Annotated in this window: 14 protein-coding genes, 2 rRNA genes and 1 pseudogene; 8 read left to right on the top strand and 9 right to left on the bottom strand. The window is 52.1% G+C overall.

From position 1 onward, the window contains the following. Nucleotides 1-41: 41 nt before the first annotated feature. A complete protein-coding gene (locus CE168_RS05335; RefSeq protein WP_099571428.1) occupies nt 42-716 on the top strand; it encodes an ABC transporter ATP-binding protein in 675 nt (224 codons plus the stop codon). Between the two features lie 68 nt (nt 717-784). Continuing rightward, nucleotides 785-3085, top strand: coding sequence for a hypothetical protein (locus CE168_RS08920; protein ID WP_143433399.1), 2301 nt, complete (start codon nt 785-787; stop codon nt 3083-3085). 108 nt (nt 3086-3193) lie between these two features. Here CE168_RS08920 and rrf (CE168_RS05350) read toward each other — a convergent pair. From rrf (CE168_RS05350) to CE168_RS05365, 4 genes and pseudogenes are all read right to left on the bottom strand, one after another. Beyond that, nucleotides 3194-3310 (bottom strand): 5S ribosomal RNA (rrf, locus tag CE168_RS05350). 65 nt (nt 3311-3375) lie between these two features. Continuing rightward, nucleotides 3376-3517 (bottom strand): annotated as a pseudogene (locus tag CE168_RS09155) (Ppx/GppA family phosphatase); the annotation flags it as partial. A 234-nt stretch (nt 3518-3751) separates the two neighbouring features. Next, nucleotides 3752-4957 carry an aminotransferase class I/II-fold pyridoxal phosphate-dependent enzyme gene (locus CE168_RS05360; protein ID WP_099571431.1) on the bottom strand — a complete coding sequence of 402 codons (1206 nt, stop codon included), beginning with the start codon at nt 4955-4957 and terminating at the stop codon, nt 3752-3754. Nucleotides 4958-5087: 130 nt separating this feature from the next. After that, nucleotides 5088-5561, bottom strand: coding sequence for a very short patch repair endonuclease (locus CE168_RS05365; RefSeq protein WP_099571432.1), 474 nt, complete (start codon nt 5559-5561; stop codon nt 5088-5090). Nucleotides 5562-5745: 184 nt separating this feature from the next. On the opposite strand from CE168_RS05365, the gene CE168_RS05370 reads away from it, so the two are divergent. Together CE168_RS05370 and CE168_RS05375 are read left to right on the top strand one after the other, a co-directional pair. Then, nucleotides 5746-6750 (top strand): Gfo/Idh/MocA family protein, encoded by a 1005-nt coding sequence (locus tag CE168_RS05370; protein WP_099571433.1) that lies wholly within the window; start codon nt 5746-5748, stop codon nt 6748-6750. 419 nt (nt 6751-7169) lie between these two features. Beyond that, nucleotides 7170-8924 carry a UvrD-helicase domain-containing protein gene (locus tag CE168_RS05375; RefSeq protein ID WP_236824328.1) on the top strand — a complete coding sequence of 585 codons (1755 nt, stop codon included), beginning with the start codon at nt 7170-7172 and terminating at the stop codon, nt 8922-8924. Between the two features lie 614 nt (nt 8925-9538). On the opposite strand, the gene CE168_RS05385 is transcribed toward CE168_RS05375, so the two are convergent. Together CE168_RS05385 and CE168_RS05390 are read right to left on the bottom strand one after the other, a co-directional pair. After that, entirely contained in the window at nt 9539-9808 is a 270-nt protein-coding gene (locus CE168_RS05385) for a Txe/YoeB family addiction module toxin (protein ID WP_065440024.1), read from the bottom strand. After that, nucleotides 9808-10077 (bottom strand): type II toxin-antitoxin system Phd/YefM family antitoxin, encoded by a 270-nt coding sequence (locus CE168_RS05390; protein WP_099571436.1) that lies wholly within the window; start codon nt 10075-10077, stop codon nt 9808-9810. Before CE168_RS05390 ends, CE168_RS05385 begins: the two co-directional genes overlap by 1 nt. A 171-nt stretch (nt 10078-10248) precedes the next feature. Between CE168_RS05390 and CE168_RS05395 the strand changes: the two genes are divergently transcribed. From CE168_RS05395 to CE168_RS05405, 3 genes are all read left to right on the top strand, one after another. Further along, nucleotides 10249-10686, top strand: coding sequence for a (deoxy)nucleoside triphosphate pyrophosphohydrolase (locus CE168_RS05395; RefSeq protein ID WP_099571437.1), 438 nt, complete (start codon nt 10249-10251; stop codon nt 10684-10686). A gap of 72 nt (nt 10687-10758) precedes the next feature. Continuing rightward, on the top strand, nt 10759-13941 hold the full coding sequence (locus tag CE168_RS05400) for a DEAD/DEAH box helicase (RefSeq protein WP_099571438.1): 3183 nt from the start codon (nt 10759-10761) through the stop codon (nt 13939-13941). 140 nt (nt 13942-14081) lie between these two features. Further along, nucleotides 14082-15389: a DUF6880 family protein gene (locus tag CE168_RS05405; protein ID WP_099571439.1), complete on the top strand. Its 1308-nt coding sequence runs from the start codon at nt 14082-14084 to the stop codon at nt 15387-15389. A gap of 187 nt (nt 15390-15576) precedes the next feature. Here the strand turns inward: CE168_RS05405 and rrf (CE168_RS05410) are convergent. Both rrf (CE168_RS05410) and CE168_RS09160 read right to left on the bottom strand, forming a co-directional pair. Then, nucleotides 15577-15694 (bottom strand): 5S ribosomal RNA (gene rrf, locus CE168_RS05410). A 560-nt stretch (nt 15695-16254) separates the two neighbouring features. Next, nucleotides 16255-16551 carry an alpha/beta hydrolase family protein gene (locus tag CE168_RS09160; protein WP_236824330.1) on the bottom strand — a complete coding sequence of 99 codons (297 nt, stop codon included), beginning with the start codon at nt 16549-16551 and terminating at the stop codon, nt 16255-16257. Between the two features lie 128 nt (nt 16552-16679). Between CE168_RS09160 and CE168_RS05425 the strand changes: the two genes are divergently transcribed. Beyond that, on the top strand, nt 16680-17441 hold the full coding sequence (locus tag CE168_RS05425; RefSeq protein WP_099571441.1) for an SIR2 family NAD-dependent protein deacylase: 762 nt from the start codon (nt 16680-16682) through the stop codon (nt 17439-17441). A gap of 106 nt (nt 17442-17547) precedes the next feature. Here CE168_RS05425 and ilvA read toward each other — a convergent pair whose 3' ends face one another. Next, a complete protein-coding gene (gene ilvA / locus CE168_RS05430) occupies nt 17548-18813 on the bottom strand; it encodes a threonine ammonia-lyase (RefSeq protein WP_099571442.1) in 1266 nt (421 codons plus the stop codon). Between the last annotated feature and the right edge of the window lie 3 nt (nt 18814-18816).

The raw sequence follows: 18816 nt of genomic DNA on the forward strand, positions 1-18816 counted from the left end.
AGAGCAATGGATGCTCATGTATACCGAGAGGGGGCTATTCCATGCTGGAACTTGACCACGTGGGGTTTTCGTATGGAAAACGTCTGATTTTAGACAATGCGAGCGCATTATTCAAAGAAGGTTCGACAACGGCAATAATGGGACCTTCCGGCTCAGGAAAGACCACTTTGCTGCGTTTGATGGACGGTTCTTTACAACCAGACACTGGCTCCGTCACCATTGATGGAACAAATGTCAATTCCATTGATCGAAAAAAACTTCTCGGATCTTTATGCATGCGCATATTTCAGGATTACAGGCTCATTCCATATCTTGACGTGCGAGAAAACATCATGTTGGCGTTTGAAGCGACGCATAAGAACCTCGGACAAACCAAGATTAAGGAAACTTCCCGCACTGAAAACAACACAATCGATAACTTGCTTGAAGAAGTGCATTTAGCAGGCTATACAAACCATTTGGCTGACCAATTGTCAGGAGGAGAGCAGCAACGTGTGGCCATCGCACGCGCGATCGCCATGAAACCACGTGTGATTCTCGCGGATGAACCCACCGGCGCGCTTGATGAGGAAAATACGCAGGCAATCGCAACATTGCTTTCAGATATTGCCCACAAAGAGCGATCCATTGTCATAATCGCAACGCATGACGCTACGGTCGCGCAGCACAGTGACCGCATTGTGCGCATTCAGGACCACAAGTTGGTGGAGCAATGAATGGCATGCCTTACCACAGCACTGGAATCACGAGGCACGTTACCTCTGGATATTTGAGATTCCATCCGATGCTCACCATCTCACTCTTTGTGGTGGCATTATTGTCGGCGATGCTACCCGTGGTGGCCTTGAACAGCTTGGATCTATACGTACAGGCCGCCAAAGAAGGCGCAGCAGGTCAATCCGGAGGGTACACATATCAAATTTCAGGAGGCAGCAACGATGTAGCCGAAGAACTCAGACAACAAGTCCAAAACGGTAAGGCCATCGGCGTCAAATCCACACAAGGATCAGTAGGCCTCACTTCCGCCAGCGGCTCTTCACGAAACACCATCGCAGACATAACTTTCCTAACAGGCCCCTCACGATATGGCACGCTCATCGAAGGGCATCAGCCGTCGCAAAAAAACGAAATCTCCCTGTCTCGGGCCGCAGCTGAACAAATTGACGCCCAGCTGGGAGATATGGTCACCGTGCAATGTGACGATTCCGCATTATCAAGCGACTATAAGCTCATTGGCATCACCGTCGATGCTGCGAACACCAACACCGTGTACGCAACAGCAGTGTCTTCCAAAGACAATCTCCAAAACATACAAATGTGGCTCACCGACGATGACGCTACTGTAAATCAGGGAGAAGTCGCAAAAGAGAGCGCAACCAACAATGTCAATATCGGATACATCAAATCGACAATACGAAATGCCGAAGAAACGGTTCGTACTCGCGATCTGCCAGGATGCCAATGGTACGGAATAGTTCTGTTCCTTTGCTTGCTGTGCGTACATATCGCAGTAATGACAGCATTCTTCCGAGCAGGTCAGTGCTCCGGAGATGCTGTGGTAGAAGCTCTGGTAGCTTGCGGATTCCCCCTCACCACCAGCAGATGGACAGTGTTTCGAGGATTGCTTATTTGCACAATACCCGGAGCCGCAATCGGCATCGCAGCCGGATATGCGGTATTCGGTCTTAGCTACAGGACCATAGGCAGCATATTCGCCCAATATTGGGAATGGCAACCATCAGCAACTTCCCTGCTGTCCATCTTTTTTGTAGCAGCGATTTTGCTGTGCTCGCTATGCTTGACATGGTTGGTTTTGTTTTTCCGCATGTCCTTTAAGCATGACATCACAACCAGAAACGCATTATGGTACATCATTCCTTCCTCGGCCGTTCTGATGTTTTCTTGTGTGGCGATAGAACGTTATCATGCAGCCGCATGGCCGTTTGGCGGATCAGTGGGCTCGGTCATGGGGGCTTGTGCTCTGGGACCTCTGCTCCTTTCACTACCTTGGCTTTTCCGCACGCCAGCACAATGCAGTGCGATAGAACGTACACGAAGTTTGTCTGCCCCAGTATGCGCATTGGCACTCTTATTGTTAGGTGCCAGCTCATTGTTCAGCGGGCAAATGATGATAGCGACAGGCAATTCGGATAATGGGCTGTTCATCGCCGATTATTTGACTCAGGATGACTTGAACTATCTTGCCGGCAAATATCCCGAGACTCTAGACAAAGCCATCGTGCTCACGGCACCGGATGAATCCCGGTATCTGGTCCGCGCCGCGACTTCCCATGCTTACGATTGCGTCATTCAACATGGTTCCGACGATGCGGATTGCTACTCAGATTCCGATAATGAAACCACTGTCATGCTTGTTGATAGCAACTCATCTTTAGCCGGTAAAACCAACGACGTTCATATTGCCGAAGGCGGCAACACTGGCATCATTCTCATCGATCCCGCAACCCAAAAAATAACTCAGGCAGCACAAGTTCCCACCGAGGGCACCGACTCGCTGCTCAATGATTACACCATGCCCGGCGTGGTTCTTGGAATCGACTCACCACAGGCAAAAACGCTTGGCCTTACGCCAAGCAACCGGCATACTCTCATTATGACCGATTTCCCGTCAATCGCTTCCGGCGTTCGCGATTCAATCCGATCCGACATCATTAACCGTTGCGGATATGCATTCATTACCGAACACGACACCACCTCTTACCGCTCCTACATGGCACGCGCCATTGTCATACCAGCTTTGGCCACAATTATCAGCGGCCTGACATTCGCCGCATTGGCCATATCAACACGTCAAACGCAGTCAACATTACGCTGGACTCTTCAAGAATTCGGTGCATCACGATTCCAGCTCATGCGTTTGTTCAGACCTTTAGGAATAACCATGTCGTTGGGATCAGCCATAGCCGTATTCCTGGGATGGCTGGGATCGCATCCTTGGATTATTGCGCCCGCGAACGAATTCGGCACCACTGGCTGGTGGTGGCTCATACCGCTACCCATCATTTTTGTTGAAACGGCATTGTTCTGTTGGTGGTTTTCGCTGCCTGAGCGCCGCAATCAGTGACCACTGGATTCGCCTTCGCACATAACCGGAACATAATTGGACTTGGGCGAATCACGTAACGAAAAATCCCGAGGAGCGATGCTCGACTCGGGATTCAAAAAAGTTTAAGTGCGGCGACGTGCTACTCTCCCACACCCTCTCGAGTGCAGTACCATCGCCGTGCTAGACCTTAGCTTCCGGGTTCGGAATGGGACCGGGCGTCTCACCTAGGCTCTGATCACCGCAAGATGAAATAATACGCACACATGCCTCAATCACCAAATCACGGCGTGTCGCAACACGTTTGACCACATCAGCCGCGCCGTGCTTTTAGCGCTTGCCTCAGGTTCAGGGCGAGCTCCGGAAGCCGCGTCAACGATGAGCATGTGTACAGTTATTCGAACCAATATCAAGCACACCGAGTCGCGTGGCATACGAATGCAAATCGACCATGATTCAACAGCATAGTTACCGAAGCATTTAACATGTTACGCGACATGCCATTGACAACCTTCGCTTTTTCTTATCTCAAGTCAGGAAGAAAAGGGTGCTTACCCCTCTTATAGGGCGGAAACAACGATTGCAATCAACAGAAAAACATATACAAAAGACGGTTCCACACGATGTTTCCATCGCACGAAACCGTCTTCACCGCAAAAACAACAGTCTCAACAAGCCATGCAGAAATCAGCCGCGAAGCTTGCTAACGAAATCGCCAAGCCGCTTCAAGCCCTCACGCAACGCCTCGCGCGAGGCCGCATACGACAGTCGCACATGCGTATCAGCAGTGGCCTCACCGAAATCACGACCAGGCGTCAACGCAACATGCGCTTCCTTCAACGCGCGCTCACAGAACGTCCACGCATCAAGACCAGTGCTGGAAATATTGAAATACGCATAGAACGCACCATTCGGCTCAACCTCCAACGGCAGACCGATCTCAGCCAATCCGTCAACCACAATGCGACGACGCTCCAGCAACTCCTGACGGCGTTCCTCGCACACGGCCAACGTTTCCGGAGTGAAGCACGCGAGCGCCGCATGCTGGGTGGGTGTATGCGCGCACAGGAAGAAGTTGGTGGCGAGATCGTCCATGGCTTCGAGCGCGTATTCAGGCACGACCATCCAGCCCAGTCGCCAGCCGGTCATACCGAAGAACTTGGAGAAGCTGGAGCATACGATGGCGTCCGGGTCGCAGGCGAGCACGGATTTCACGTCGGAACCGTCCGGTTCGCGGTCGGCTAGGTCAAGGTAGGTTTCGTCGACGATGCGCCATGCGCCGCGTTCTTTCGCCAGATCGCACACGGATTTCAGGGTGTCGAAGGCGATGGTGGTACCGGTCGGGTTCGACGGCGAGGTGATCATCACCGCTTTGGTGCGATCCGACCAGTATTCGCGGCATAGTTCCGGTGTGAGATGGAATCGGGTGTCCGCGTTCGTTGGCACGTCCACGACTTTGCCTCCGAATGCGCGGACCAGTTCGCGATTGCACGGGTACGACGGGTCGGCGATCAGCACTTCGTCATCCTCGTTCACCGTCAATGCGGCGGCAAGCAGCAGTGCCGTGGAACCTCCGGCCGTGATTGCAATACGTTTCGGATCGACGCTCACATGGTGGCGTTCCTTGTAGAAATCGGAAATCGCCTGACGTAATTCCGGCAAGCCCATTGCAGCGGTATAGGGCAATGGACGGCCATCATACTGTTCGCGCATCGCATCACGCACTGCAGGTGGAGCGCCGAAATCCGGCTCCCCCAAGCTCAACTTGACCACATCGGTGCCTGCGGCGATCATCTCGTCGGCCATCGCGCCAAACACCATGGCACGGAACGGATTAGCAATCTGGGCGCGGTGCGACATCTGCGGCAGCGCGCTGTTCTCAGCATTTCCCATAGTTCGTTTGTATTCTTCAGACGCGACAAATCGCAAACACCGTCTCGCCGCCATTACGCTCGTTTTGAAAACAGAAAATCACATGTCACGGAAAGCTGGAACCACGAGCATCATGTTCCAGCGGCAAGAATCACGCTTCGACGATTTCGCAGTACAGTCTCTCCAACCGTTCCTCACGCACTTTTTTGGCGAGCTCGCATTCCCACACCACGATCACTTTCCAGCCCATCGCTTCAAGTTCGGCATGCTGTCTGACATCTCGTTCGTGGTTGCGCAGCAGTTTCGCACTCCAGAATTCCACATTCGATTTCGGTACGCGGGTGGCTTTCGGGCAGTTTTCATGCATATGCCAGAAACAGCCGTTGATGAACACCATCGTACGGTATTTCGGCAACACCACGTCGGGATGCCCCGGATACCGCTTGTCGTTTTTACGGAATCGTAGGCCTTTCGAAAAAAGAAAACTGCGTACCATCATTTCGATGGAGGTGTCTTTGCCTCGGATATGCGACATGATGTAACTTCTCGTGCCACGCTCGTATTTCTCTTTTTTTGCGGATTTCCGAGGTTTTCCGGTCTTCTTAATTTGTTCCTGCGCTGCCACAGCACACCATTATGGCAAGATCCGGCAAAATACGGCAAATCAGAAAAGCATCCGGACGAACGCGTGCAAGTGCGATGCGGATCAACGCGCGTTGCGATCACACATGGCGTACGCTGGAACTTGCAACGCAGCAATATAAATGAATCAACACTGTTCAGACAGTTTACGAAAGATGGGGTTTGATATGGCTCGTATTCGTGTTGCGATTCTCGGCGCAGGCCGGATCGCACAGCATATGGCTGACACGTTGGTGAAAATGGCCGCGGACAGTCGTTATGCGGATTTGGTGGAACCGTATGCTGTCGCCGCACGAGATGCGGGACGTGCGGCTGATTTCGCCGCGAAATACGGTTTTCCAGTTTCATACGGTTCATATGAGGAACTTGTGGCCGATCCAAACGTGGACTTGGTGTACATCGCTACGCCGCACAATCTTCATGCGGAACAAGCGATATTGTGCATGAAAGCCGGCAAGGGTGTGCTGGTGGAGAAAGCATTCGGCGCGAATGCGGCACAGGCCCGTAAGATGATATCCGTTTCCAAGGAAACCGGCATGCTATGCACAGAAGCGATTTGGACGCGATACATGCCATCTCGCGCCATTATCGATAAGATTCTCACTTCCGGTGCGATTGGTGAAATACAGGCGATCGATGCGAACCTGTGTTATCCCACCACCGCGAAGGCACGAATCACCGATCCCGCGCTTGCCGGTGGCGCATTGTTGGATGTTGGCGTATATCCAATCAATTTCATCGACATGATCATGCATAATGCGCCGATCGCTCGCATTGAATCGTCGATGCGAGCGTACGAAACCGGCGTGGATGCTCATAATTCCATGACGTTCTATTACGAGAACGGCGTGATGGCGACCGCGCAAAGTTCGATTCTATGCCATAGCGACCGCATGGGATCCGTGTGGGGAACCGATGGCTATATGGCGTGCCAGAACATTAATAACGTTGAGGCGATTGACGTGTATGACGGCAATCATACGGTTGTTGCGCATTATGACGTTCCCTCCCAGCTCACCGGCTATGAGTACGAGGTGGCGGCCGCCGCACAGGCCGTAATCGACGGTCGCATCGAATGCGAGGAAATGCCCCACGCCGACACCCTGCGCATTATGGAACTCATGGATTCCCTGCGCCGCGACTGGAGCCTCACCTACCCCTTCGAACGTTGAGCTCCAATATTAGTCTCAGCGTCGGCGAATTTCGATTTCTTCAAACAGCCGACGCTGAGACATTCATCGGCAGCACATATAATTTCTCCTTGCACTGGTTGAGGAGGAACATTATGGGATTGCTGAGCAAGGTCATGAACGCGCTTATTGGAGAACCATCTGTCTCCAGACCTGCGACTCAGCCCGTCCCCAGGCCCGCGCAGCAAAACGTTCCCAAGCCTACGCAACAGCAGACGACGCAACGCAAGTCCACTGCACAGCCACGTCAAACGCAACGGCCTACGCAGCCATCCCAATCATCACGCTTGGCGCGATCGTCATATCGCGCGAAAACACAAACCACAGCTCGCAATACTTCTGTCATAACGAATCGTTCGCGAGCGCGATCTCATGCCAATTCACAACCGGCGCAGAAACTTATGCCGCAACCAATGCTCCCTGCCGAGCAGATCGAACGGGCGCGAAATATTATCGGCAAAATCGAAAAGCATGAGTTAAGCGACGAGCAGATCAGCGCCATCGCCGGAGCTGGTCACAATACGCTGGTGCTTGCAGGTGCGGGAACCGGCAAAACCACTACTATCGTCGGCTATATCACATGGTTGCTGAACACAGGAACCGCTACTCCCGAAGAGATTCTGGTGCTATCATTCACCAAAGCTTCCGCCGACGAAATGTCGAGTCGCATCACGCAAAGCGCCGGCAAAGTCATTCGCGCATGCACATTCCATAGTCTCGGACTGGAAATCTGCCGTTCCTCCACTATTGCCAACCGTCCAATTATTGACGGGCGCACGTCAAACAATGTGGTGCGTAACGCATTTGAACACTTGCTTGAACACAATGTTTCCTATCGTCTTCTGGCATTTAAACTCATGTCGCAACAGTTGCTCGATAAATATTCCGCAGCTGCACGACTTGAGAATTTCCAGTTACCAACAGACGATTATGCGTTCAATCAATATCGGCAGAATCTTATCGATACCGCACAAACCATTATCCAGCATATGCGGTCAAACAATATTGACACTGCTGGAATGCAAGCTCTTAACGAACGTTATGGCGGTAAAAACATCGGCCGCAATCGTGAGATGCTACAGCTCATAGAACCGCTTTATCACGCCTATGTGCAGAATTTCGCAACCAATAATGGTATTGATTTTCCGGGAATGATCGTTGATGCCATCAGTTGCGTCAATAATGGCTCGTACCGTCATCCATATAAATATGTGCTGATTGACGAATATCAGGACATGTCACGACCGCGTTATGAGCTAATCCGCGCGCTTCGCTTGCAACATGATTTCTCATTGTTCTGCGTTGGCGACGATTGGCAGTCGATTTATCGTTTCGCAGGCAGCGACATTCATCTCATTCTCGATTTCGACCGAATTTGGCGCGACTGGGGTCCGACCCGCATGTTCCAAATCACCACCACACGGCGCTTCCGACAGAGTCTCATCGACGCAAGCGGAACATTCGTGATGCGCGACACCAATCTGTATGTCAAACACTTGCATAATCCCAGCGATAAGAAGGATTATTCGCTGAAAGCACTTGGCGGGCATACTGCGGAAGAACGATTCAATGTGATTGTCGAGCAGTTGCGTAAACTACCGAAAACCGCGTCCGTATTGCTGCTTGGCCGGTATCGCAGTGACATCAATCTCATGATTCGTTGCGATAAAGACGGTCTGTTCTCCATTGACCAGAGCATTGGGAATATTCGTTTTCTTGAAAAACCGGATATGGATATTCGTTTCATGACCGCTCATGCTTCCAAAGGATTGCAACGCGATTTCGTATTTCTGCTGTGCTGTTCCGGTGGATTGAAAGGTTTTCCAAGCACGATTCCCGAAGAGCCGCTGCTTGGTCTGCTACTGCCGGAAGTGGAGAGATGCCCACATGCGGAGGAACGGCGACTGTTTTACGTGGCGATGACCCGATGCAAGAAGAAACTGTTCTTCATCGTGGATCAGACCCGCCCGTCGCGATTCATGTATGAATTGCATAGCAATATCTGCCCGAACATTTTCCGAGGAGTCAAACTTCCTCCACAATGCCCGAATTGCGGCGAAGCCCTAAGTTTGCGGCACAATCGCAACGATCCGAACCGCTCATTCTACGGATGCACCGGCTTCCCGAACTGCCGCTACACCCAACAAGCAAAATAAGCGTGACATACGTGATGTGAAAGTTTTTGCTTCCAAAGATCATCTCCAGCTCTTCGCCAATGTCTGCATGCCCTATACTGTGCGCGTAACGCACGTTGCTTCATTGGTTGAGGTTAAGGAAAGGTAATGATCAGGTTTGCCGATTTCGAGGATCTGCCCGAGTCCTGAAGGTTCTATTCCGGCAACACCGGTCGAAAGGCCGTAGTCCGCTGGAGGGACGCTGACTGGATCCTGAAATTCCCTGGTCCGACGGGAAAGCTCCAAAGCTCCGCACCCTCTTACGCCACGGCCCCCATATCGGAGTTCTTGGGATCGCAAATATACGGACTGAAGTACATCCCCTCCGGACAGGACAGCGATTGCATCGCAGCCTCACTCCGCTTCATGGACCGGTTCAGCTTGGAAGCTTGTTGTGATTTTGTGGATTCCACCCGGACCAGGCTCTTGGGATCCTGGTTCTTCCGGAAGGATTCCGCGAATATCACAAAGCAGTACTCTCCTTCCAGACGAGCATGCATTCATGCCCGTCTGGAAGGAGCTCTACTGATTTCTTGAGCCCCGCTTTGCGTGATGAACCTCCCGACCTCACGATTCACCCATTTTGTGAGGTCGGATCATGACCATTCTTTACTGTAGTGGCTTTTGGCGGAGAGAATGGTGATGCCATCATCGTCGATTGTGTAGACGAGCCTGTTCGCCGAGTCGATTCTACGTGACCATGCTCCTTGAAGAGCCCATTTAAGAGGTTCGGGTTTGCCGATGCCCTCAGCAGGCGATCGCATGGCATCTTTTATCAGCAAGTTGATTCGCTTGAAAGTTTTGGGATCCTGCCTCTGCCAGTACAGATAGTCATCCCATGCGTCTTCCGTCCACGAGAGAATCACTATTTCCCCTCTTGCTCGATCAGGTCATGACGAATAGTCTGCCTTGACTTAACTTGAGCCAATCCCCTTTGTACCTTGTCCATAAGGTAAGGATTCTCATAGATATGCAGCGTCTCCATAAGGGAGTCGTAGTCACTAGCACTCATTACGACGATATTGTCTTTCGGGTCTGAATTCGTAACGAGGATCGCGTCGGCATCCTCGTTTGCCTTCCTCATGTAGGACTTAAGTTCCTTGCGAAAATTACTGTATGCGATTGCTGTAACCATTACCCATAACCTCCTATGATTGTACAAGATATTGTACCACTTTATTTGTTACCGAAAAATTCACAACGCCAAGAAACTTCGCCACCTTTTATGTTGTTTCAATCTTTTGGGCCTGGCGCGATCGCCCCCCGTTGTATCCTGGATCTGATTTTTGACAAGGGAGGTAACCCAATGCCACGTAAGATCATCAATGTTGTAGGTGCGGCCATCGTCAAAGATGGCATGGTATTGTGCGCACGCCGTGGCGAAGGCAAGACGCTGGCTGGATATTGGGAATTTCCCGGCGGCAAAATCGAACTTCACGAAAGCGCACGTCAGGCGTTGCACCGCGAAATCGAAGAGGAATTGCTGTGCGAAGTCGAAATCGGCAGCGAGGTGTGCACCGCTTCATATGATTACGACTTCGGCACTGTTGTACTCACAACGTTCATCTGCCACTTACTTAACGGCGCTCCCCGACTGACCGAGCATCAGGAAATCCGCTGGCTGAATCCCCAAGATATGCCGACTCTGGATTGGGCTCCCGCCGACCGCGATGCCGTTCAACGCATTTCCATCATGGACTTGAGAAAACCCGATTTTTCTTCAACCAAACCGACCATCTCGTGAAAGCACCGAATTTCACAACGCATTGCGATACGAAAAACACGTGACTTGCATGAAAACAAGGAAGTGATTTACATGGCCGATTCCTCTCTGGTCGAAGCCGTCATATCGGGTTTTGTTGAGAAAAAAGAGAACGCGAATTCCGAATATGAGCCGACGTTGATCGTCAATCATGATGGACGAACCATGGAAAAGGCTCTCAAGGAGGAGCTGGAACGCAGTCAGGATTTTGACATGTCGGTCGCGTTCGTCAGCCAGGGTGCGGTACAGACATTAAAACAGCATTTTCTTGATTTTGCAGATAACAACAATCATGAGTCAGGTCGCATTATTACATCGACATTCAACTATTTTAATTCTCCGAAAGCATTCAAAGAACTGCTGAAATTACAGCAGGATACCGGCATTCAAGTGCAGATCTGGCAGCCGGGACAGCAGGAAGCAATCACGGAAGCCTCAGAAACCATAGAAGGAACAGACATACAAGCAAGTAGTGCAACGGCGGATTATCCTTACCATCCGAAAGGCTATGTATTCCGCCATTCCGCAGGCAATGAGCCGCTGTATGCCACGTATATCGGCAGCTCGAATCTCACCATTAACGCGTTGAATTCCAATCGCGAGTGGAACTTGAAAGTCGCCACCGCAGACAATAGCGGTCTCGCGGAGCAGCTCGCAGCGGAAATCGATTTGCAAATCAGCGAATCCAAGCCGCTCACCGACGCTTGGCTTGCATTATACGAGGAAGATTTCAAGAAATACGCACCGCCTCGTCAGCCGAATCGCAGGCAGAACAACGATTCCGACGCAGCCATCACCCCGAATGCCATGCAGGTCGAAGCGTTGATGAATCTTGTGCAACTGCGCAAACAGGGCGAAAGCCGTGCGATTATTATTTCGGCAACGGGCACCGGCAAAACGTATCTGTCCGCATTCGACGTGCGCCAATATAAGCCGAATCGCATGCTGTACATCGCCCAGCAGGAACAAATTCTCAAAAAAGCGCGGGAATCATATCAGAAAGTGCTTCGTTGCACCGATGCTGAGCTTGGATTATTTTCCGGAACAAGTAAAGAGCATGATCGTAAATATGTGTTTGCCACTGTGCAAACCATGTCTCGTCCGGAAATTCTTGCACAATTCAGCAAAAACGATTTCGATTATATTTTGATCGACGAAGTTCACCATACCGCCGCGGATTCATATAAGAGAATTATTGATTATTTCACTCCTGATTTCATGCTTGGTATGACGGCAACGCCGGAACGTACTGACGGTGCGAATATTTTTGAATTATTTGGCAATAACGTTGCGTATGAGATTCGCTTGCAGAAGGCGCTTGAAGAGGATATGCTCTGCCCGTTCCACTATTACGGGGTTGGCGAATATATCAAGGAAGCGCCGGACGGCAAGTTTATGGGGCAGCAGGTTTCCGCTAATTCCATGACAGACAAGGATCGCACTGAGTTTTCCCGTTGGCTCGAACAGCTCACCGACCCTAATCGCGTGCGCTATATCATCGACAAAATCCAGATTTACAGCGAAGCCGGAACCGATGTGCGCGGTTTGGTGTTCTGTTCTCGCCGTGATGAGGCGAAACGTCTGTCCGCCATGTTCAACGAGCAGGTGAATCAGCAGGCGGAACGACCGTATCGCACGAAAACCATTACCGGCGAAAACTCGCAAGCTGAACGTGACGAAGCTGTCAAACAGCTGGAAAATGGCGAACTTGACTATATCTTCACCGTTGATTTATTCAATGAAGGTGTGGATATTCCTCATATCAACCAAATTGTTATGCTTCGTCAAACGCAGTCGAGCATTATTTTCACACAGCAGCTCGGCCGAGGTTTACGTAAGGCAAGCGGTAAAGATTCGGTTGTAGTGATTGATTTTATTGGCAATTACGCCAATAATTATTTGATTCCGATCGCATTGTATGGCAATACTGGCGATCGTGATGTGGCCCGTAAGAATCTTCAACGCGAGTCCATCGGCATTTCTTCGATCAGTTTCGATAAAATCGCCCGCGAGCGCGTGCTCGCTTCACTCGATACCGCTGATTTGTCGGATATGAAGCTGCTGAGCAAGCAGTATCAGCAGATGCGCTATGAGTTGGGTCGTATTCCGATGCTGATGGATTTCGCGCATCGCGATGCGTCTTTAGTGTCCACGTTGGCTTCGAAGAATAACGATTATCTGTCGTTCGTGGTCTCTCGTGAGAAGAGTCTGTCGCGCGGCAAGCATGCGTCGGCTTCGTATGTGGAGCAGCTTGAACCGGTGTCAAACGCGCAGTCTGGTGTGCTGAAAATGTTGACTGCGACTCAGTTGCGTGGTTTGCGCCCGCATGAGTCGTTGATTCTCGCTGTGCTCTGTGGTTTGGACTGGCATCATATTGATGCGGATTGTTCTGACGATGCGGCCGCATTATTCGAAAGTTTTTCCGCGCAGCACAGCCTAAGCCTGCCTGATTTGCAAACATTATTGTCTGCACTGTTCCCTTATGCCGATAAGAGTATTCAGCAGTGTGATTCTGCTTTTTCCACGTTAGGTTATTCGTATTTCACGAGTGCGAATCGTACTCGTTTCGGCAATACTTCCTTGGTTTACATGCATGATGATGGATCATACGTTTTGACTCAGGAATGCGAATCGATGCTCCAACATTCAACATTCCGCACGTTTTTCACGGACACTATCGAAGCTAGCTTGTTTAATGCTCTTGCACTGTCACGGGAGGCTCGCAAGCGTCGCGTTACGCCAGATCATGGGTTCATATATGGCGAGAAATACAGCCTCGCTGACGTCATGCAGCTATGCGCATGGAAGGATGAGCAGATTCCGCAGAACGTGGGCGGATATAAGCTTGACACCGATACGAATTCCTTGCCGATTTTCATTAAATATGAGGCAAGTCAGTATGGCGATCGTTTCTTGAATCCTGAAGAAATTGAATGGTTCAGCAAGAATAATCGTTCTTTGCGATCTCCTGAATTCAAATGGATGCTTGACGGCACGGAGCATGCGTCGGAATGGAGGAATCGTCATTTTATTCCCATTTTTATTCGCCGTAAAGTTGAGGAGAAGGAGAAATCCTACTATTATGTCGGTTCCGCAGTGGCCGTCAACGATGCGCACGAATCAGTGAATATTGCGGATGATGGCACCCAATCGAAAGTTGTGATCTCCACACTGAAACTCATAAAACCGGTTGATCCCGAACTCTACCGTCACCTCACCGGCAATGCCGCGTTCTAAGCTGTATCACTTCGACACGTGCAAAAAGAGCATTCGCAACAACGGCAGCATGATATAGGCTGAATAAGGATATGTCTTGTTCCGCGAAGCGTCATCGCCAACACGGCACATGCAATCCACGTTTTGAGGAAAGGCATGCAATGAGCAACGAACACGGTAGGATCAATCGTCTGCAGGAAGTCGAAGATCTCACCGAGTACATCAACAATGGCTGGCTGCATTCCGGCGAATTCGACGGTCCCACGTTCCTATGGAACCATATGATCCGTGAAGCTAGTCAGGAAGACGCCGAAAACCGCAATAATGTACCCGTAGCACAGCTTTCCGACGCGGACATGGTAATCAGTATGCCCATGCAGTGGTATTTCGATTCCATCGCCGCCATGGTGCCCACAGCCGAACGCACCGATACCGGTGTGGAAATTCCAAGAATTGACATGCCAACGTTCCATCTTGATTCGCAGGCGCTTTCCGGCGTGGACGCGGTGGTCGGCAATGCCATCGTAAGCACACGCTGGCTGGATGCTGTCGGCAATCTCGCCAAGGCCGTGGAAATGACGGCTCGTTTCGTTGGCAATGTGGCCGACCGTGATAATGAGGGTTTCGACTATTTGAAGGATCTGATTCAGACTGTGCGCGTGTACATGGATGCGGTGGCATGCAATGCAGATCCCATGACCGGCGAGCAGGCGCTGAATATCATCACGCAAGTGGCTTGCAATGAGGATTTTCGACTCAACGCCATGCAAATGGTTGAACTACTCTCGTGCGGATTATCGTTCGCTCAGTGGGATGATACGCGCATGTTCGCTTACGACGCGTTGAATAAGGGCATTGCCACGATGAGTGATTTCGCCTCGTCTGCTTTGACGTTGTCAAACTCGGCCGATGATTCTGACAGCCGCGACATGCAAACTGATTCGCAGTCTGTTGCGCAAGTGAAAAACGATTCGAGTTTGTTTGAAGATGCGGATGCTTTGTCTGCCGAAGATTTGAATAATCTTGCGATGCTTGATCCTGCTTTGCTTTCGGAAAAGGAGATTGCGCAGGCCGCGCAGAATCAGTTCGATCATGCCGTACAGTTTTTGCGGCATGACTTGCTGCGAATTAGTGGTGATGTTGATGAGGCTGATCGTTTCCTGCGTGACAACCATACTTCCGAACCGCTCGCCGATGCGTATGCGGCACGTCTGATTGCTGCCGAGCGTTGGCAGGATCTGCTCAATTTTGTCGATCTGGTATTGCGAGACAAACCTAATCAGGTCACGATGATGTTCCCCGAAGAGGTAGTGCCCTACGAGTGGGAGACGATTCGAGAGGCCGCTTTGGAAGCACTAGGACGCCGCGACGAATTGATAGCGATGTATCAGGGACGTTTAGATGACACATATGACCCCAACACCGCACTCAATCATCTGAAATTGCATGCTTGGTTGGATAAGCAGTAGTCCGGATTCTTCCAGCGGGTGGTGGAAAACGCCCGCCAGCTAGCCTCCCCGCGTCCCGTTCCGTCCACCCGGTGGAGGAATCCTCCCGCCGGGAAGGCCCGTAAACCCGCAGACCAAAACGCGAGCGGATAAAAAAAAAATGGGGGTTCCCGGAGCGTGACGCTCGACGGGAACCCCCTCAAGTAGAATGCGGCGGCGCGCTACTCTCCCACACCCTCTCGAGTGCAGTACCATCGCCGCAGCCAGGCCTTAGCTTCCGGGTTCGGAAAGGGACCGGGCGTCTCACCTGGGCCATGACCACCGCAAAACCAATATAACGGCCAACCACAAGGGATCGGCCGGCAAACGGAACCAGCCACACGACCGATTCCGATCGTGGCGGTCCGGGAACCGGACAACGGACGCGAGCGATAAACGCCTTACCAGTATCGTCGTCGTGACCACAAGAAACAGCATTCCTTGCCATCCAACGAGAAACCACCACAGGACGAGACCCAACCCAACAGGATTGGAAGAATGTGCCGCGATCGCCCGTTAGTACAAATACGCTTTTGAGTTCTCAAACCACCACCACTCACCCACCTCAAGGAACCCCAGCCGGGGAACCACTCGCTGAGCGGCAGCAAGAGATAAACCTACAGCACAACGGCCGGCAACGCAAATCGGACATCCACGAACACCACGAAAACCATTGAAAACACTGGACTCCACCGGCGTGTCGAAAACGGCCTTCCACGCGCCGCGAATCACAAAACAAACCCCGCCACCGCCCAAAAACCGTCAGAAAAAGCTGGCAGCCGCGTGTCGCACACCGCAACAACGCGGCAACCACACGGCAACCAGCAAATCAATACATCACAGCAGATCACAAACGATCGGAAAGCCAATCAAACACCAAACGCAATGCGCGGGTGCTACGGAATCCATAACAGGCATGGCAAGTGTTATCGAGTTTGTAGAACGTCACATCCTTGCCAAGCGACTTCAACGTGGCATACAGACGACACCTTTGATTGAACGGCACCAACTGATCGCGGCCACCATGCATGATCAGCGACGGCGGCGCCGCCATCGATTCGATATCGATCGCTGCAACTGCCGCAGCCGTTTCGGTCGTATCAGCGCCGTTATCCGCAATATGCCGTGCAATGTCAGTAGTCATAATGCACCTCTTATTCCATTCCTGTTCCGTATATGATTATCGAAATGGTTTTTCTCAGATTTGATTGCCTGACATTCCCTGTTTCACGTGAAACATCGGAAGTTACGATATGCGGCTATACCTAAGATATGAGCAAAAAGATCGCAGTATTGACGGGGGCGGGGATTTCCACGTCCGCAGGTATTCCCGACTTCCGTGGACCGGACGGCGTCTGGACCAAACACCCTGAACAAACGAAAGTGTATGACATCGAAGCGTTCCTTTACCACAAGGAAGACCGCGAGTATTCCTGGCGCTGGCAGAAGGAATCGCCCGTATGGAACGCGCAGCCAGGTACCGCGCACAAAGCGCTCGTCAAACTGGAACAGGCTGGACTGCTAACACTGCTCGCCACACAGAATTTCGACGCACTCCATGAAAAAGCCGGCAATAGCAGCGACATCATCGTCAATCTGCATGGCACCATCGGCACCTCGCACTGCATGAAATGTCATGCGAAATACGACACCGCCGACATTATGGCGAATCTCGACAACGAACCAGACCCGCACTGCCATCGCAGACTGCCATACAACGGCAACATGCCATGCAACGGACTCATCAAAACCGACGTAGTCTACTTCGGCGAAGCTCTGCCGGACGGCGCGCTCGAAAAATCATATCGCCTCGCGACGCAAGCCGACGAACTGTGGGTCATCGGATCCACACTGGAAGTCATGCCCGCGGCAAGCATCGTGCCCCTGGCCGCAGAGGCTGGCGTGCCGATCACCATTATGAACATGGGGCGCACGCAATACGACCGCTTGGCAGACCGGCTCATCCACGACGATATCGCGACCGCTCTGCCGCAACTCGTTGATGAGACAATCGCCGCAGAACAAGGCAAGTGACGTCAAGTACGCAAAAGTACACGAAAAGGCTCCTCGACCCGATTGGATCGAGGAGCCTTTTTGATGCGGAAGATATGCGAAATCCGCACTTATCCACCGTGGACGATCAGTAAATACGCTTGGGCTGGAAACCGGCTTCGCGCAACGCCTCGAGCACACGATCGATGTGATCGGGACCATTCGTTTCAATAGTCACACCCAACGCCACAGCGTTCGCGTAGTGGCTGGACGCCTTGAACTGGTCGTGATCCAGCGCGATGACGTTCGCGCGCTGCTCGGCCAGCAACGTGGCAACCTTCACCAGCTGGCCCGGCGTATCAGGCAGCTCGACCTCGAAATGCATGATGCGGCCGCGGGTGATCATACCCTTTTGAATCACAGCGCCGATGGATACCGTATCTTCGTTGCCGCCAGACATGATCGGCACCACCACATGCGGGCCCTTCGCCTCGGCGAACTTGCGCGAGCGCAGGTTGAGATGCTCAAGCGCAGCCAGAGACACGGCGCCAGCAGCTTCGACAACCAGCTTGTGCTTTTCGAGCATGAGCAGGATCATCTCGTTGATGTCACGCTCGGTCACGGTAACGATGTCATCAAGGAATTCATTGAGCAGCGCGAACGTGAGATCGCCCGGACGCTTCACAGCAACGCCTTCGGCAGACGTACGCACCTGGTCGGCGGCAACCACATGCCCCGCGGCCAGCGAGTTCTTCCACGCTGGGCTGCCTTCCGGAATCGCGCCAATCACGCGCACTTCCGGCTTGAACGTCTTGATGGCAAGCGCCACGCCGGCACCGAGGCCGCCACCACCCAGCGGCACGACCACATCGGTGACGTTCGGCACGTCTTCGAGGATCTCGAGACCAATAGTGCCTTGACCGCACAGCACCTCGTAATCGTCGAACGGCGGCACGTAAATCATGCCTTCCTTGTCGCTCAATTCCTGGGCGCGGGCTGCGGATTCGTCAAATACTTCGCCGTACAGCACCACGTCTGCGCCGTACGCCTTAGTGGCGTCGACCTTCAGCGGCGGGGTGATCTGCGGCATGCAGATTGTTGCTTTTGCGCCGCGTTCGCGAGCCGCATATGCCACGCCCTGCGCATGGTTACCGGCGGAAGCGGTGACAATGCCGTGAGCCAGCTGCTCGTCGCTCAGGGATGCGATCTTGTTGTACGCGCCACGAATCTTGAACGATCCAGTGACCTGGAGATTCTCAGGCTTGAGCAGAATCTCATGTCCGGTCATGTCGGACAGCACCTTGGACGGAATGATTGCCGTGTGGCGTGCAGTGCCCTTGAGCCGTTCGGCGGCTAGTTTCAGTTCAGCTGCGTGATCGCGCTGCAATGCTTTGAGAACCTCGTTTTGTTCCATGAA

This window comes from Bifidobacterium sp. N5G01, from assembly GCF_002742425.1.
GTDB classification, from domain to species: domain Bacteria; phylum Actinomycetota; class Actinomycetes; order Actinomycetales; family Bifidobacteriaceae; genus Bifidobacterium; species Bifidobacterium hominis.

What these genes read in the sequence shown, in the direction of transcription:
- CE168_RS05335 (WP_099571428.1), top strand. Translation starts at nt 42, where the DNA reads ATGCTGGAACTTGACCACGTGGGGTTTTCGTATGGAAAACGTCTGATT.
- CE168_RS08920 (WP_143433399.1), top strand. Translation starts at nt 785, where the DNA reads ATGCTCACCATCTCACTCTTTGTGGTGGCATTATTGTCGGCGATGCTA.
- CE168_RS05360 (WP_099571431.1), bottom strand. Translation starts at nt 4,957, where the DNA reads ATGGGAAATGCTGAGAACAGCGCGCTGCCGCAGATGTCGCACCGCGCC.
- CE168_RS05370 (WP_099571433.1), top strand. Translation starts at nt 5,746, where the DNA reads ATGGCTCGTATTCGTGTTGCGATTCTCGGCGCAGGCCGGATCGCACAG.
- CE168_RS05375 (WP_236824328.1), top strand. Translation starts at nt 7,170, where the DNA reads ATGCCGCAACCAATGCTCCCTGCCGAGCAGATCGAACGGGCGCGAAAT.
- CE168_RS05390 (WP_099571436.1), bottom strand. Translation starts at nt 10,077, where the DNA reads ATGGTTACAGCAATCGCATACAGTAATTTTCGCAAGGAACTTAAGTCC.
- CE168_RS05395 (WP_099571437.1), top strand. Translation starts at nt 10,249, where the DNA reads ATGCCACGTAAGATCATCAATGTTGTAGGTGCGGCCATCGTCAAAGAT.
- CE168_RS05400 (WP_099571438.1), top strand. Translation starts at nt 10,759, where the DNA reads ATGGCCGATTCCTCTCTGGTCGAAGCCGTCATATCGGGTTTTGTTGAG.
- CE168_RS05405 (WP_099571439.1), top strand. Translation starts at nt 14,082, where the DNA reads ATGAGCAACGAACACGGTAGGATCAATCGTCTGCAGGAAGTCGAAGAT.
- CE168_RS09160 (WP_236824330.1), bottom strand. Translation starts at nt 16,551, where the DNA reads ATGACTACTGACATTGCACGGCATATTGCGGATAACGGCGCTGATACG.
- CE168_RS05425 (WP_099571441.1), top strand. Translation starts at nt 16,680, where the DNA reads ATGAGCAAAAAGATCGCAGTATTGACGGGGGCGGGGATTTCCACGTCC.
- ilvA (WP_099571442.1), bottom strand. Translation starts at nt 18,813, where the DNA reads ATGGAACAAAACGAGGTTCTCAAAGCATTGCAGCGCGATCACGCAGCT.